This window comes from Limnothrix sp. PR1529, from assembly GCF_002742025.1.
In the GTDB taxonomy this organism is placed as follows: Bacteria; Cyanobacteriota; Cyanobacteriia; order CACIAM-69d; family CACIAM-69d; genus CACIAM-69d.
Genome location: NZ_LIRO01000102.1, coordinates 38,529 through 54,213 on the forward strand (window position 1 = coordinate 38,529; position 15,685 = coordinate 54,213).

Below are 15,685 nucleotides of genomic sequence, written 5' to 3' on the forward strand. Positions count from 1 at the left end.
ACCCATGGTTAAACGCCAGCTTGCTGAGCGGGTCGATCGGCCTTGGGCCCTAAACCCAAATCACCGTCCCTGCACCGGGCTGGCCTACGGCGATCGCGCAGTCCCGTATGGCCGAAGTACTTCTACATGCCTACACACCACTGTTGATTTGGACAGGGTTGGGACTTTTGTTGGGGCCCTGGTTACCCCGTTCTTGGCCGCGACTGGTCGGGCGATCGCTCTATTGGGTCGGTGTGCCCCTCGAAGTCTTTTCCCTCGCCCGCCACACCAACTTTTCAGGCCAAATGGGTCTGGCTCCGGCCGGTGCGGCTCTCGCGGTGGTGTTGGGAGCCTTGCTGAGCCTGGCTTCGCTGCATTACCTGATGAGGCGCGATCTGCGCGTTGACATATCGCCCGATCGCCCGACGGGGGGCCTTTGGGGGCGGCATGGCTCTGGGAAATTCGCAACGGCGATCGCCCTCAGCACCTCGCCCGCCCTGGCCCCGATGGTGACGAATTTGGAGACAAATTTCGGGGCAGATTGTGGGGTAGACCTCGCGATCGATCCGATCGATCCGGCCAAGGCTCCGGAAACAGCCCCTTGGTGGACAGAACCCGCCGCCCGAGGGAGCTATATTCTCTCCGCCATGCTGGGGAACACGGGTTTTGTGGGCTTGGCGATCGCCCCTTTGTTTTTGGATGCCAGCTCAGCGGGATTTCCAGCGTTTTACGCAGTGTCCCAAAACGTGATGGGAACCTATGGCCTCGGGGTGTGGGTGGCCAGCACCTTTGGTTCCACAGGGGGCGATCGCAGCCTGTGGGGTCAAGTCAAAACCATGGCCGCCGTGCCCTCTCTTTGGGGATTTGGGTTTGGGGTGGCCAGCCAACCGATCGCCCTGCCCTCCTGGATCGAAACCCTGTCCCATGGCTCCGTGGGGCTGGTGATTCCCACGGCGTTTGTGTTGATGGGCATTCGGCTCAGTCAACTGAAAGGGTGGGACTGTTTGCGGGTGGCGGCCGTGCCGGCCCTGCTCAAAACCATCGCCGTGCCGGCCCTGTTGGGACTGGGGGCGATCGTGGTTGGGATTGATCCGCAATTACGCCTGGGGCTGGTGTTGATGTCTGGAATGCCCACGGCCTTTGCTTGCCTGATTTTGGCGGAAGAATACGACCTTGATCGCTCCATGATTGCCACCAGCATCGCCCTCACCACCGTGCTGGTTTTGCTGGCGATCCCGATGTGGCTCAAATTGTTCGGTTAATGACCATAGGGGAAAAATTCAGCATTGACATAAATCGCTTCCGATCGCTTCAGGATTGGAGAGCGCAGGCGCAACAAGATTCGATCGGGATCAGGCCGCTCCCAAGGCCGCGCTAAAATGGCGAGCGATTTTGCAAGCCTCGGTTCACCCACCGCAAGCCTGCCTACCCCCTTCCGGATTGGGTCAAATTTGGTGTTAGGAACGCATGATGCACACTCGATCTACTCTGCCTTGGGCTTGGCAATTGGTGCAACGACGCACCCGTCGAGGATTGGCCTTGGGCCTGGCGATGGCCGCCTCCTGGACAAGCGCTGGGCCGCTACCGGTTTTGGCCAATCCTGTTCCGTCAACCATCGCTGCTGAGGGCCATGGGCTGAACGACTCGATCGGGCGGGCCCCGGAAGCCGCCTCACCCGCTCCAACGGTGGTTCCCGCCAACATCCCCACCGACTCAGCCAACCCGAACGCAACTCCCGGCTCAACTCCGGCTCAACCTCCAGCCCAAGCCCCCAATTTGTCCCCCAGCCCCACAGCAGCGCCAGCGGAACTGCCCGTGAAACTGGTGTTGCGACTGCGGGAACGGCGGGTTTATGTCTATCGGGGCGATCGGGTAGAAGTCAGCTACCCGGTGGCAATCGGGAAACCTTCCACCCCCACCCCCACCGGCACCTATCGCGTGTTCCAAATGGTGAAAAATCCCATTTGGCGCAATCCCTGGACAGGCCAGGTCACCAACCCCGGCCCCAACAGCGCCCTGGGGTTACGCTGGATTGGGTTTATGGAGCGCTCCAACGGCATCATTGGGTTTCATGGCACGCCCACGGTTAACTCGATCGGGCGGGCCGCCTCCAATGGCTGTGTGCGGATGCGCAACGAGCATGTTGTAGAACTATTTGAAAAAGTGCAAATGGGAACCACCGTTGTGGTTGAACCCTAGGCCTCTCTGCCTTGAATCCACACCCAACCTATGCAGTTCCAGCAACCGCCGCATTTTGGGGACTCTTCTCGCCCCTTGACCCTTCTGGCGATCCTGGGTCTGGGCTTACTGTCCGGGGGCCCGGCCTGGGCAGAGGGGCCCCAACCGCTTCCCAATCCGCAACCCCGCCCCGTCCAGGCCGTTAACCCAGCCGCCAATGAGTCGCCCCTAGAGCGGCCAGGCCTGTGGCCCCCGATCGTGCAAACGGCCCAACCGCCGTTGCCCGGTTTGGGCCAACATCAAGCCCATGTCCCAGTCGTTTCCAGTGCCCTGGTGTTAAGGCTTGGGGAACGGCGGGTTTATCTCTATCGCGGTACGGTGATGGTGCGCAGCTATCCCGTGGCGATCGGGCGGGATGGTTGGGAAACGCCCACGGGCCATTTTCAGGTCATCCAAAAAACCGTGGATCCCGTTTGGCAGCACCCCTTCAACGGCACGATCGTTCCGGCGGGAAAAGATAATCCCTTGGGAGTTCGTTGGATTGGGTTTTGGACCAATGGTGACAATTCGATCGGCTTCCATGGCACACCTAATCCGGAGCTGATCGGTCAAGCGGTTTCCCACGGTTGTGTGCGGATGCGCAATGAGGACATTGTGGATTTATTCGATCGGGTCACGGAGGGGATGCCCGTGCGGGTGGAGCCATGACGCAACGGACTAAAGCCGGACTGATACTGGACTGAATCGGAGTTGGGCCGGCTCACTGGCCCACCTGGGCCCATCCCCGATCGCCCTCCCGGGAACTGGTAATCTAAACAGGCTGGGTACAGGCGATCGGCCGCTCCGTGATTTTGTGGCGCTTGCTTGCAACCACGGTTGAGCGGCTCCTGTTGGGCCCGTTGCCAACGGCCCTGCTCCTTCCGCAACCTACAGCAACCTCGTCTCGTTGAATTTGCCCCATTCACTAGCCAACCATGTCTAAACTCGACAAGCCCTTTGACACGTCGGATTTGATGTATCGTGCTGCCTCGCTGATTTCCGAATCGTCCAATCGCTACAAAATCACGGTGCAGGTGGCCAACCGGGCGAAGCGTCGCCGCTACGAAGAATTTGACACGGGCGAAGAATCTGCCATGAAGCCGGTGATTCGCGCCATCATTGAAATGTCCGATGAGCTGACCCAGCCGGACATCATTGTTTCTTAGTTCGTTTTGTTTCTTAGTTTGTTTCTCAGTTTCGTCAGTCTCCTAATGACGCTTCTGAACGTTGGTTCTGTTCTGAACGTTATTTTTGAGCGTTAATTGAGGGTTCGGCCCGCCCGTCCGGAGCGCGGTCATCTCGACCGCCCGGATCAACCAAGATTCAGAATCCATGAAGCGAGCACGGCAGTTTATGACTCTGTTGAGCGGAAACGGGCGGCGATCGGGGCGTTGGCCTGGCCTGTGGGGCGTTTGGGTGGCCTTGGGTTTGGCGATCGCCCTGATGCTTCGGGGCCCCGCGATCGCCCAACTGCCTCCTTCCACCAATGATGTTTGGCGGCAGGTTTATCAAGTGCTGCCGGATATTCCCCGGGAAGATCACTACATCAACCGTGAGTCCCGAGAGGTCGATCGCGGCAGCAGTTTATTAGCCCGCATGATTCGCTACCACGTTTACCAAGTGGGGCGATCGCCCTTTTCGCGATTGGATTGGAAACTGACCCTCGCGGACTATTTGGGCCTGCATCAATACATTCCCGAAACCAGCTATCCCGGCAATGAACGCCTCACGGAAAATCCCTTGGATGGGGACCAGGCGGCCGTTCGACGCTTGAACCGGGCCCAGCGCGATCGGTTGGTGAACACCCTGGTGATTTTGTTTGACCCCAACGGCAATCGGGGTGAGCTGCCCACCGCTACCCCCGGCCCCACCAATACCCCGCGTCCCACTCCGGTGCAACCTCGACCCGGTAGCGGTGCGGATTTGTTGCGCCTGTAATTTGTCCCCATTGAATTTGTCCCATTGACCATGGCCGACAATGATTACGAATTCGGCAGTTTCTTTAGCCTGTTTGCTGCCGATGGATTACCGGATACTCGCTTGATTCGCGATCCGCTGTCGCCCGATGATGGAACCCGACCGCGTTTTTTTGATCTGAGTGCCAATGGGCAACAGGGCGATCGGGTGCGGATTCCGTCCCTGCTGACGGCCTATCCAGGCGGTGTGCGGGCCCTGAATGGCGATGATTTGGTGCAGGGCAGCGAGGCCGCAGACATCATCTATGGCAACGGGGGCGGCGACTATCTGGAAGGCAACGACGGGGCCGATCGCCTGATCGGTGGGCGAGGGATGGATTACCTCAGCGGCGGGGCCGGCAGCGACACCCTATTTGGCAATTTACAGGCCGACTATCTCTATGGCGGTGAAGGGGATGATCTGCTGCTGGGGGGGCAGGGGGCCGATATCCTGACCGGTGAGGCCGGCAACGATACTCTCGCGGGAGACTTGGGGCGCGATCGGCTCTGGGGAGGTCGCGGCGCGGATACCTTCATCCTCCGGCCGGGCGATGCCCCGGCCAACAGCGCGATCGGGAGTGAGCAACCCCGTACCACCGACCCAATTTTCAACGTGGATGAGCTGGTGGTGGATATCATCCTGGACTACAACGCGGCCGAGGGCGATCGCATCCAGTTGGCGGATGGTGTGTTGCCGGCCAATGTGCGCCTCAGCCAGCGCTACTTGGTGATTGGCGATTCGCGCGACCATGCGCCTGAGGGGCCGTTTCCGCCAGGATCGATGATTCGGACGGCGGATTTTCGGGTGGAGGCGATCGCGGCCACGCTGATTACGGATAGCAGCACTGGTTTGGCCCTGGGGCTAGTGCGCGGTGCCAGTCCCGATCAGATCAGAATTGTGGGTCTGAATGCCGGAGGGTGACCTACCCAGGCATGAATCGCTCCGGCCCCTGCTCAGGGGTTTTGGGGATCCAATTCCTGGGGATCAAGGCGTTCAGCGGCGTAGTTTAGGGTGCGATCGATGGTGTCGATCAGGGCGCGGTTGGTGGCCGGAGCCGATCGCTCCTGGGGCGATCGAACAATGGTTAACCGCGGCCGGGGCGGTCGCACACGCCTTTGCCAATTCGTCATCCAAGCCTCCAAGGTGCGGGGGGTGCTGGCTGGACAGAAAAAGAACCCTTGCACTTGCCGACAGCCCAACCCCTGCAAGGTGCTGATGCTGGAGATGGTTTCGGCTCCTTCGGCGGTGACGGTTAACTCTAACTGCTCGGCCAGGTTCAAAATGGCAGCCACGATCGCCCGAGGTCGTTCTTGGCGATCGAGGTTATGGATAAACGACTGATCAATTTTCAGCCCCGACAGTGGCAATTGGTGCAAATAGCTGAGGGACGAGTAGCCCGTGCCAAAGTCATCAATCACCCAGCGCACCCCCAGGATCGCCAGACGATCGAGCGTGGCCCGCAACTCCGGGGAGAGGTACATCAACAGGCTTTCCGTAATTTCCAAAGCCAGGAGATTGGGGGGCAGCCCCGTTTCTTGCAAAATGGCCTCCACTTGCCCCACAAAGTCCGCCCCCGTCAGTTGACGAATGGAGCAGTTGACGGAAATGGGCAACTCTTGACACCAGGGATAGGCCGATCGCCAATGCTGTAGTTGCTGGCAGGCTTCCCGCAGGGCCCACAGCCCCAACTCCACAATGATGCCGGTTTCTTCCGCGATCGGGATGAACTCCGTGGGGGCGATCGACCCACGTTGAGGATGGTGCCAGCGCATCAGGGCCTCAAATCCCTGGATCGCTTGGGTCTCCAACGCCACCACCGGTTGGTAGTGCAGCACCAGTTCTCGTCGAGGCAGCGCCCATTGCAAATCCGAAGCCATCTGGAACCGACTAAGCACCTGGGCATGCATTTCCCGCCGGAAGACTACGCAAGTGCCTTTGCCCCGCTGTTTAGCCGCATAAAGGGCAATTTCTGCCTGACGCAGCAGGGTTTCCGCATCCAACTGAGGATTTACCCAGGTGATGCCGATGCTGACGCGCGCAAAAATTTCCAAACTCCCCAGGTCAAAGGGTTGGGCAATGAGGGTTTGCAGTTGAATGGCGCGATCGATCCCTTGGTCATAGCTGGCCAATCCTTCCAAAAACAGCGTAAATTCATCGCCCCCAAACCGAGCCAGCACCTCATTAGGTTGCAAATGGGCTTGCAGCCGCTGGGCCAATAGGGTCAGCAACTGATCGCCCACCCAATGGCCCAAGGAATCGTTCACCAGCTTGAAATCATCCAAGTCCAAATGCAGGATGGCGCTATAGTGACCGGGCCCGGCATCAATTAACCCTGGCCAGGGCTGAGGGTTGAGGCCGGTTGCCAAAGACGGTTCCCCCGGTGGGCCCATGGGGTGGACCATGTTTTGGGTCATGTTTTGCGCCATTTGCTGTTCTATTTGCTGCTCCATTTGCTCTAGGCGATGGTCAATGGCTTGCAGCAGGGTGTGGCGATTGGGCAAATCCGTAAGCGGATCGTGGGCGGCTTGGTGGGCCAGGGTTTGAAAAGATTGGGCGAGCTGCTCCGTCATGGCGTTGAAGGTGCTGGCCAGGCGATCGATTTCGGCAATGGGCGATCGGGGTGCGCGATCGAGCCAGTTCCCCTTGGCCAAACCCTCCGCCGCCAAGACCAGGTGCTGAAGCGGCCGAGTTAGCCATTGGGTCAGCCATCCCCCCACCGCCGCCACCACCAGCAACATCACCAAACAAGCCACCACCGTTGTTTGTAACTGAGCGGCGATCGGGGCGTAAAAATCACTTTCCGGCACCACAATCACCACCCACCATTGCAGACCGATCGCGTTTTGGAACCGAGTGGCCTGGCCCAAATAGGCGCGATGGTTCACGGTCAGGGTAAAGGATTGGGGATTGGCAGCGGCGGGGGGGTGAACTCTGGCTGGCGGGGCTGCGGGATCCGTTGGGGCGGTGATGATCCGATCGGCTGCTAGATGTTGGGCCGTGGCTCGAATCACCGGATGCAGGGATTGATTGGCCTTAATGCGGCTGGGTTGGGGTTGGTTGGGCCAAACCAACGGCGTGGCGGTGGAGGTGGCGATGAGCTGCCCATCGGTTTCCATCACAAAAGCCAAGCCCGATCGCCCGATCGGCAGGTTTTTCAGAAACCGGCTCACCGCCGACAGATACAGCCGCGACGTGACCACCCCAATGACTCGCCCATTGCGATCGCGCACGGGCTGGCTCACCGGCAGCGCCAAAATTTGCGGGTTGCTGTGGAGCTGAAAGACCGAATTCCAAACCAAACGCTCGGCCTTGAAGGTGTTGCTGTACCAACTCCGGCGGCGCGGGTCAAACACTTGGGCCACGGAGGTCAGCTTGCGGTTTTGGTCTAAATCAAACCCCAGCATTTTGCCGTCCGTGGCTCGCCCGGCCACCTGCAATTGGCGAGCGCTGCGATCGTCGGTGAACTGCACGGCGGCAAACTCCCCATCCTGGCCGCCATAGGCCACGTTGTCCACCGTGCCCTTGAAGATTTGGAAATATTCAATCAGGCGTTGTTCCCGATCGCTCGGATCCAAAAAATTCACCCGCCCCGTTTCCGAATCCTGGGCCATCAGTTGCACCACCTGGACTGGGGCTTGCAAACTGCCCTGCAAAAATTGCCCAATCCGCAGGCTGGTTTCCTGGCGCAGGCGGGTGCTGTTGGCGGTTAGCAGGTGGTTGGCATGTCGCCAGGCGAGCCAACTGGTTAGCCCAATCGCCCCCACCAACTGGATCGCCACGGGCATCACCAGCAGCCACCGCAGGGGAACCGATCGCGCTCGAAGTCCGAATGTTGAGATCGCCTTGGGGTTAATCAACCGTGATTAATTTGCTGTGGTTTACTGACATTTTTGCAAATAGGCGAGCCAACCCCGATCGTTCGGTGGTTGAATCAATCCTGCATTTCTGCATTTCTGCATTGCTGCATTTTGAAGTTGCACTATTTGGCGCAGGAGTTGGCCGCTGGTTCTGCTGCTGGCCGATCGGGCACGTTTAAAGCGGCCTTGGGATAGGCAATTCGTTTGTGGTTAAACTGCTGCCAAACCGTAACGAACACTTCCGCAATTACCCGCAGGTCTTCCCGACTCAGGCCCGAGCAAACGAGCTGATTGTCTTGCCAGCGGGCCCGCAACATTCGATTCACCAGCGCCAAGGCTTCCTCATAGGTGGCATTTTCCAGCGATCGCAGGGCCGCTTCGCAGGAGTCCGCCAACATGACAATTCCTGTTTCCCGCGATTGGGGAATGGGGCCCGGATACCGAAAATGGCTTTCCAGCACCGGACGCTGATCTAAATTGCAAGCTTGGTAGGGCGATCGCCCTTGGGGGGCCTTGTCCTGTTGGGTTGTTTGGGTTGTTTCGAGGGTGGTTGTGGCGCGATCGGGCTGGTGGGCTGGATTTGCTTGACCTGCTCGATCGGCTTGGTCTAAGCGATCTACGCGATCGAATCGGCTCGATCGCTCCACAGAAGTTTGCTCTAACCCGAAATGGGCTGTCTTGGCCCGCTGCTCTCGCTGTTCCTGTTGTTGCTTGGCTTGGTAATAGAAATAGGCAATCAGCATCGTGCCTTGGTGTTCCGGAATAAAAGCTTGGATGGCCTTGGGCAACCGGGCCCGCCGCGCCATCACCAAGCCTTCGCTCACATGCTTGCGGACAATTTCCGTACTCAGCCAAGGATCCGCCAGCTGATCGTGCAGATTGGGGCCGCCCATTTGGTTTTCGATGAAGGCGCGGGGGTTATGGAGCTTGCCGATGTCGTGATAGAGCGTGCCGGCCCGCACCAGTTCCACATTGCAGCCGAGCGATCGAGCCGCCGCCTCCGCCAAACTCGCCACAAACAGGGTGTGCTGAAACGTGCCCGGCGCTTCCGCCGCCAGTTGCTTCAGCAAGGGGCGATTGGGATTCGCCAACTCCGCCAGGCGAATGGGAGTGACCAAATCAAACAGATGTTCCAGGTAGGGACTGAGGCCAATGGCGATGATCACCCAAATCAGCCCCGCAAACCCGCATAGGGCCGCTGAACCAAGAACCGTCAGCCAAACAAATTCGGCCGCGGCACTGTTGATTAGGTTCATGACCAGGTATAGCCCTCCTTGGGCGATCGCCACGCCCCCGCCCAACAGGGCCAAGTCTTCGCGCGATCGGGCCCGGCCGGCCCAGGCCGCAGCTACCAAGCCCCCCGCCGCCACGATCAAGGCATCAACCCAACTCACCTCCAAACCGGGGGGCAACAGCAGCGCCAACAGCCCCACCAAAGACATGCCCACCAGGGAGCCGTAAAAACTGCCACTGAGCAGGCCAATGGCAGACAAATTGGCCAGCATGGTGGGGCTGGCCCAAGGCCAGGTGGCTCCCATGCTGATCAACAGGGGGGTGCTGGTGGCCAGCAGCAGCAACAGGAAGCAGTCTCGCTGGCGCAGTCGGTGATAGACCCGGCGCTCAATTTGCCAAAAGGCCACGATCGCCCCCGAGACCAACAGGAACAGCCGCAGAATTGCTCCCCAGTTCACATTCCGAGAGCTGAGACCATAGCGATCGAGCAGGGCAAATTGGCCCGCATCAATGCGTTCACCCTGACGGACAATGGTTTCGCCCATGCGCCGCGACACGATCGAAAGGGGCACATCTTCCGCCGCCTGTTCAGCCAAGCGGCGGGTGCGATCTGGATCTTCCGTGAGGGTGGGGCGATCGATCGTGCCCAGCAAAAGCTGCTGAGCCAGGGCCCGACCTTCCAGGGGAACCACCAACGCCACATGGAGTTGCACCGCCCGTTCAACGAGTTCCGGCGGTAAACCGGGCGCGAGGCCCTGCACCAACAGGTTTTCGAGGGCCACCAAGGTTTTAGCGCGGGTGGCCTGCCATTGGGTATCGGTCAGGGTGAACAGATCCACCGTGTAGTCCTGTTGCCCAAAGTCCTGCATCACGGCTTGGGCCATAGCGTAGCGTTCGCGGGCCTTTTCAATGGCGCTGATCACTTGCCGCAGCGCCGTTTCACCGGACTGAATGCGGTAGGTTTTGAGGGCAACCACCAGGGGGTGTTCTGCTGAAATGGGCAGAACTTTGCCGGAGGCCAGGGAGGGCTTGAAGGGGTCAAACCCATCCGATCGGCCCGTGGGTCGGGGAGTGGGGTGGGGGGACGCTTGCCCCAGGGCCTGGAGCACCTGTTGCCAGTCCGCTTCATTGAGCGATCGCGCAATTTGTTGCAGGTCAGTGGACAGGTTTGCCGACGGCCAATAGGGAAACTGACCAGCCACCTGACGCAGTTCATCACTCCGTTCCAGCCGACGTTGCAACTCGGCCGCCAACTGTTGGGTGGCATCGGAGTCCATTTTCAGGGCGGGCACAATGCCGTTGCGGGCTGCCTCTCGACGGCTGCGCGTGGTGACTTGATCCACCACTTGGGCATCGTAGGGGGCAACGATATCCTGGGGGGCGATCGAACCAATGCCGTAGCGCGGTTGATTTAACCAAGGCTGGCTCATGGTGGCCGTCAGAATAATCGCCCCCAAAATCCCTAGCAGGATGGTTTGCACCCGCTGACGGATCGATCGGGCCCGCCGCACATAGGGTTGGCCCATGGTTTGGCAACAGAGACTATGGCAAGCGCCGCGAATCACCCCAACTCCTCCGTTGATCGTCACTCGTTGAACCAGTGAACTCAGCCGACGGTTCAGCCAGCAAAGTCGCTCGGGCCAAAGCTGCCCAAATCCGTGCCGGGTCGATGGGCTGGGGGGCAATGGCGGCAATGGCGGTACTGAACCAGGCGGGGAAACGCTGCAAGAATTTGGCCCCAAGGGCGATCGGCCGGGGGATGGGTCGCGAAATGGCTCGGGCGATCGGCCGCCCACTGGCTCCACCGGATCCTCCGCATCTTCTAGGGAACCCTGGCGAGGTGGCGGTTCCTGCGCACTGGCTTCGGAGTCGGTGTGGGATGGGGCAGGCTGTTGCCCATCACGCCCCATCGGATTGGCGGGGGTCAACGTCTGGGAGGCTCTCATTTTGCCCCTAACACCCTGCGCCGATTGCGCCAGTAGCCATTGCAATCCAAGTCACCATAATCAGTTCCACCCAATTGATTTGACCCAAAGAATGGGCTGAAAAATGCCATTCTGAAGAACCATCGGAGGTCATCCCAAAAGGGTCTCGTCTCCATGTTCATCTTGCAGGGACTCTGTCGGTACTTCAACCGGTTGGCTGAGTTGGCCATGATCCCATGGGATTCATTCATCACTCTGGCCAACCGGTTGCTGGACAATTTCAACAGTCGTAGCGCTCTCGCAAAGATTGCGCAATGGGTTAACACCGGCCCCATGGCAAGATGGGGCCAGCCACCACCCGATCGCCCCATGGCGGGATTGGGGTGGCATCTTGGCAGTATCTCAGTTGATTGAAGCGTAGGGCATTTTATCGGTAATTTTGGCTGAATCGTCCCCAGTTGCGGATTTTGCGGGGTGTAATTGCTCAGCGTTCAACTCAGCGTCCCACCCTGAAATGGGTAATCAGGCGATCGCCCTCTGCGATCGAGTCGGTTAGGGGATATTGGGGCAAGCGACCCGACCAGCGATCGATCAACATCTGCGATCCCTGAATAGCCCGGGTCAGCAGCCGATCGGGCACAATTGCCCCCACATCGGCCGGAATGGCCGCGCAGCCCCCCACCGCACCCACCAATACTCCCGACCACAAAACCGCACTGGCCGACTGCTGTTGGCAGCGGGCTAAACTGCTGGCCCAGCGGCCACCGCTCGATCGCAGGCTATGGAGTGCCACCAAAATAGGCAAGGTTTCCGGCGTGGCTGCCCGCAGCCGTTGGGGCCAATCCAGGGCCAATCGATCCAACGTTTGCCAATCGCTGAGAATGTTGACCACCGACGGCCACAGGGTATTGGAGAGGGTGTTGGAGAGAGCAGTGGAATGGGTCGCATGGGCCGCAGGATCGAACTCGGTTTCCTCTCGATCGCCCTGGGAGAATTCCAGCGTGGCAGCATTGGGATGCACCAACACCCAGGCCAACACCTCCGCCCCCAAAATTACCGCTTCGGGCAAAGGCTGATCCATCGCCTGAGTCCACAGTTGGCGCAACACCAAAGGGCGATCGAACCAGCGCAATAGCAAAGGCAACAGGGCCAAGCCCAACTGATCGCCCGGCCCCGCCATCAGCGGCTCCAGTGAGGCCAAGGCCAACAGCCCCGGATCCGGGCCCGCCTGTGCACCAACGATCTCTGACAATTGGAGGGCCCCTTGCAAAGCCGCGTCCAAATTGCGTCGATCGCGCTCCCAGGTTCGATCGAGCTGGTGAAGTGCCACCAAGCCTCCCACAAGGGCCCCTTCAAATCGACCGTGTAAACTGACGGGCCAATCGCCAAAACTCATGATTTGCCAAATCCAGCGCGATCGCGCGACAAGCGAATCTCTAATCTAAGGGATCTCCAATTCAAGATGGATGGCAAAAAACCGTCCAAGCTTGACCCTTGATTCCCGATGCTCCGCTGTGCGGCTGAGAATTCGTTCTTGAACCATTGCCTAACCGTTAATTAGCCCTATGGCTTGGAACCGCCTCCTTTCCATTCTCGAACATTTCAATTGTCCCAGGCTGGCCATGGCTCCAAATCCTGCATCGGCCCGAAAAGCAATTGCCTTCACCCGGCTGGGAATGCTCCTGAGCCTGGGGGCGATCGGCCTAGGCATCAGTCTCAGCCTGGGCATGGGGCCCGCTTGGGCCAACTGCCCGCCGCGTCGGGAACCCCTGCCCAACTTGGGCCCCGGTGACAGTGGCAGCGATGTGCGCCGACTTCAGGGCATTTTGGCGCTCCTGGGGTTCTATCAAGGCCCCGCAGACGGAACCTACGACACCGCCTTAGCCAACGCTGTTCGTCTTTTTCAGGAAACCCAAAAACTGGATCCCAGTGGTGAAGTGACCGCCGAAACTTGGGATGCTCTGCTGCCCAATCCCAACTGCCGGCCCCCTGCCCGCCCCGATCGCTAGGGCCTTGGGGCGATCGACCGCAGAAGCTTGAGAGTTAGGTACTTCCCGAGATCCCAAATTCCCCCAATTTTTCCCAGAGTCTCCACAATCAAAGTCCAAGACTCCAAGCTGAAGACTCAAAACCCAGGGGAAGAAAGCATCCAAGGATTAACATCCAAGGGTTAAGTAGCAAGCGTTAATCAACAAACGTTAACCTTGATCAATTCTTAAGAATTGATAAATTCCAAAAGCGATCGCACCCGCAAGGGGAATTCCTGCCAAAAGCTGCATAGCAAAAAATTAGGAAATAGCCACAAACTGCAACGGAACTTTAAAGAGTTCAAAGTGCTTTGTAACCAAAGTATTAAGCGATCGCCACGGGATCGATCCCATTGCTTACACTGTCAGCAGAGATGGCTAAAACCATCACCACTCAACGCTTTGAGTAACGCACCCACTAACGCTTTGCCAAGTCGCGATCGCACCTAGCGACGCAAGACTTCCTATGAACTTTCCCTGGCTGACGACCTCCATTCTCCTCCCCATCGTCGCCGCCCTGATCGTGCCCCTGTTGCCCGACAAAGACGGCAAAACCGTACGCTGGTTTTCGTTGGGAGTAGGACTCATTGACTTCATCCTGTTGGTGTATGCCTTTTGTACCCAGTACGACTTCGGCAACCCCGAACTGCAACTGGTGGAAAGCTACACCTGGGTTCCCGAACTCGGCCTGAAATGGTCAGTGGGCGCAGACGGCCTCTCCATGCCCCTGATCCTGCTGACGGGCTTCATCACCACCTTGGCCATCTTGGCCTCCTGGCCCGTCACTCTCAAGCCCAAACTGTTCTACTTCCTGCTGCTGGCCATGTATGGCGGTCAAATCGCCGTCTTTGCCGTTCAGGACTTGCTTTTGTTCTTCCTGGTCTGGGAACTGGAACTGATTCCGGTGTACCTGCTGCTGTCGATTTGGGGTGGCAAAAAACGTCTCTACGCCGCCACCAAATTCATCCTTTACACCGCTGGTGGCTCGCTGTTTATCTTGGTTGCCGCCCTGGCCATGGCCTTCTACGGCGATACGGTCACCTTTGATATGCGGGAGCTGGCCCTCAAACCCTATGGCCACACGCTGCAACTGTTGCTCTACGGCGGATTTTTGATTGCCTACGCCGTCAAACTACCCATTTTCCCGCTGCATACCTGGTTGCCCGATGCCCACGGGGAGGCCACGGCTCCAGTCCACATGCTGCTGGCGGGCATCCTGCTGAAAATGGGTGGCTATGCCCTGGTGCGGATGAATGCCGGAATGTTGCCGGAAGCCCACGCCACCTTTGCGCCCGTGTTGGTGATTTTGGGGGTGGTGAACATTGTCTATGCGGCACTCACCTCCTTTGCCCAGCGGAACCTGAAACGCAAAATTGCCTATTCCTCGATTTCCCACATGGGCTTTGTGCTGATTGGCTTGGGTTCCTTCACGGACTTGGGCATCAGCGGCGCGATGATGCAAATGGTGTCCCATGGGTTGATTGGGGCGAGCCTGTTCTTCCTGGTGGGGGCCACGTACGATCGCACCCACACCCTAATGCTGGATGAAATGGGCGGCGTGGGCCAAAAGATGCCCAAGATTTTCTCGATGTTCACGGCTTGCTCGCTGGCATCGCTGGCCTTGCCGGGGATGAGCGGCTTTGTGGCAGAACTAACGGTGTTCCTGGGTTTTGCCAACAGTGATGCCTATTCGTTGCCCTTTAAGGTGATTGTGGTCTTCCTGGCAGCGGTGGGGGTGATTCTCACGCCGGTTTATCTGCTATCGATGCTGCGGGAAATCTTCTACGGCCCGGAAAATCAGGAATTGGTGTCCCACGAGGTGCTGATCGATGCGGAACCACGCGAGGTGTTCATCATCGCCTGTCTGCTGATTCCGATCATTGGCATTGGCTTCTATCCCAAGCTGTTGACCCAGATCTATGACTCAACAACGGTGCAACTAACGGCACGGCTGCGAGACGCGGTGCCAACCTTGGTGAGTCGGGAGTCACAGTCGATCGGGCTGATGCCGGGCGCAAAACCGTTAGTGGCTCCGGCGATCGCCCTGGAACCCTAGGGGGCAACTCCTGAGATACAGGACGCTCTCAACAGTACGCTCCCAATAGACTTAGAGCCGGGCCACACTGTGGCCCGGCTCTTGTCAGTTTTAACGATTCTCATTGCAGGTTAGCTGCTGGGGATTCGAGGCGGGAAAAGCTCTACAGCCATTACTTACAGGGTGCTGCTGAAGAGTAGACCCCACAGGGCCCCTGCGGCCGCCAAGGCGAAGAGAATGTTGGTGAAAAAGCGTCCGGTTTCGGCATTGAAACCCAGGGCCTTATCTTCGCGCCCCGCTGTGAAAAACAGAGACCAGGCTTGATTGATGTTGATGGTTTCGCCCGTTGAGTTGAAGTCGGGGCGGAAGACGACGGAATCCAACAGGTAACGATTCGAGAAGTCTAGATCGGTTTTCATAACAGTCCTTGAGGGGGGGGTAGAGATGGGGGAGAAC

Annotated in this window: 12 protein-coding genes; 8 read left to right on the forward strand and 4 right to left on the reverse strand. The window is 58.7% G+C overall.

Features of this window, described 5'->3' with window-relative positions; genetic code table 11:
• The first annotated feature begins 107 nt into the window (after window positions 1-107).
• The 6 genes from AMR42_RS14635 to AMR42_RS14660 all read left to right on the forward strand — a co-directional run bounded on the left by AMR42_RS14635 (window position 108) and on the right by AMR42_RS14660 (window position 5,073).
• Complete coding sequence (locus AMR42_RS14635) at window positions 108-1,241, forward strand: AEC family transporter (RefSeq protein ID WP_099534407.1); 1,134 nt, start codon at window positions 108-110, stop codon at window positions 1,239-1,241.
• A gap of 208 nt (window positions 1,242-1,449) precedes the next feature.
• Entirely contained in the window at window positions 1,450-2,178 is a 729-nt protein-coding gene (locus tag AMR42_RS14640; protein WP_234407017.1) for a L,D-transpeptidase, read from the forward strand.
• 75 nt (window positions 2,179-2,253) lie between these two features.
• Complete coding sequence (locus AMR42_RS14645) at window positions 2,254-2,865, forward strand: L,D-transpeptidase (RefSeq protein ID WP_234407018.1); 612 nt, start codon at window positions 2,254-2,256, stop codon at window positions 2,863-2,865.
• 266 nt (window positions 2,866-3,131) lie between these two features.
• Entirely contained in the window at window positions 3,132-3,362 is a 231-nt protein-coding gene (locus AMR42_RS14650; RefSeq protein WP_099534409.1) for a DNA-directed RNA polymerase subunit omega, read from the forward strand.
• Between the two features lie 166 nt (window positions 3,363-3,528).
• Entirely contained in the window at window positions 3,529-4,134 is a 606-nt protein-coding gene (locus AMR42_RS14655; protein ID WP_143473119.1) for a hypothetical protein, read from the forward strand.
• A gap of 30 nt (window positions 4,135-4,164) precedes the next feature.
• Window positions 4,165-5,073 (forward strand): calcium-binding protein, encoded by a 909-nt coding sequence (locus AMR42_RS14660; protein WP_099534411.1) that lies wholly within the window; start codon window positions 4,165-4,167, stop codon window positions 5,071-5,073.
• 32 nt (window positions 5,074-5,105) lie between these two features.
• Here AMR42_RS14660 and AMR42_RS14665 read toward each other — a convergent pair whose 3' ends face one another.
• From AMR42_RS14665 to AMR42_RS14680, 3 genes are all read right to left on the reverse strand, one after another.
• On the reverse strand, window positions 5,106-8,009 hold the full coding sequence (locus AMR42_RS14665) for an EAL domain-containing protein (RefSeq protein WP_143473120.1): 2,904 nt from the start codon (window positions 8,007-8,009) through the stop codon (window positions 5,106-5,108).
• 122 nt (window positions 8,010-8,131) lie between these two features.
• Window positions 8,132-11,188 (reverse strand): HD family phosphohydrolase, encoded by a 3,057-nt coding sequence (locus AMR42_RS14670; RefSeq protein ID WP_099534413.1) that lies wholly within the window; start codon window positions 11,186-11,188, stop codon window positions 8,132-8,134.
• Window positions 11,189-11,663: 475 nt separating this feature from the next.
• Window positions 11,664-12,563, reverse strand: coding sequence for a hypothetical protein (locus AMR42_RS14680; protein WP_099534415.1), 900 nt, complete (start codon window positions 12,561-12,563; stop codon window positions 11,664-11,666).
• A 226-nt stretch (window positions 12,564-12,789) separates the two neighbouring features.
• Here AMR42_RS14680 and AMR42_RS14685 point away from each other — a divergent pair, with 226 nt between their 5' ends.
• Window positions 12,790-13,176 carry a peptidoglycan-binding protein gene (locus AMR42_RS14685; RefSeq protein WP_158234495.1) on the forward strand — a complete coding sequence of 129 codons (387 nt, stop codon included), beginning with the start codon at window positions 12,790-12,792 and terminating at the stop codon, window positions 13,174-13,176.
• Between the two features lie 484 nt (window positions 13,177-13,660).
• The gene (locus AMR42_RS14690; RefSeq protein WP_099534417.1) at window positions 13,661-15,250 is read left to right on the forward strand and encodes an NAD(P)H-quinone oxidoreductase subunit 4; all 1,590 of its coding nucleotides are present in this window, start codon (window positions 13,661-13,663) and stop codon (window positions 15,248-15,250) included.
• Window positions 15,251-15,405: 155 nt separating this feature from the next.
• Here the strand turns inward: AMR42_RS14690 and AMR42_RS14695 are convergent, their stop codons facing one another.
• Window positions 15,406-15,648 carry a hypothetical protein gene (locus AMR42_RS14695; protein WP_099534418.1) on the reverse strand — a complete coding sequence of 81 codons (243 nt, stop codon included), beginning with the start codon at window positions 15,646-15,648 and terminating at the stop codon, window positions 15,406-15,408.
• Window positions 15,649-15,685: the final 37 nt, after the last annotated feature.

Bases quoted from the DNA above. Each gene is read 5' to 3' on its own strand.
- AMR42_RS14660 (WP_099534411.1), top strand. From the start codon at position 4,165: ATGGCCGACAATGATTACGAATTCGGCAGTTTCTTTAGCCTGTTTGCT.
- AMR42_RS14650 (WP_099534409.1), top strand. From the start codon at position 3,132: ATGTCTAAACTCGACAAGCCCTTTGACACGTCGGATTTGATGTATCGT.
- AMR42_RS14670 (WP_099534413.1), bottom strand. From the start codon at position 11,188: ATGAGAGCCTCCCAGACGTTGACCCCCGCCAATCCGATGGGGCGTGAT.
- AMR42_RS14685 (WP_158234495.1), top strand. From the start codon at position 12,790: ATGGCTCCAAATCCTGCATCGGCCCGAAAAGCAATTGCCTTCACCCGG.
- AMR42_RS14655 (WP_143473119.1), top strand. From the start codon at position 3,529: ATGAAGCGAGCACGGCAGTTTATGACTCTGTTGAGCGGAAACGGGCGG.
- AMR42_RS14640 (WP_234407017.1), top strand. From the start codon at position 1,450: ATGCACACTCGATCTACTCTGCCTTGGGCTTGGCAATTGGTGCAACGA.
- AMR42_RS14695 (WP_099534418.1), bottom strand. From the start codon at position 15,648: ATGAAAACCGATCTAGACTTCTCGAATCGTTACCTGTTGGATTCCGTC.
- AMR42_RS14690 (WP_099534417.1), top strand. From the start codon at position 13,661: ATGAACTTTCCCTGGCTGACGACCTCCATTCTCCTCCCCATCGTCGCC.
- AMR42_RS14680 (WP_099534415.1), bottom strand. From the start codon at position 12,563: ATGAGTTTTGGCGATTGGCCCGTCAGTTTACACGGTCGATTTGAAGGG.
- AMR42_RS14635 (WP_099534407.1), top strand. From the start codon at position 108: ATGGCCGAAGTACTTCTACATGCCTACACACCACTGTTGATTTGGACA.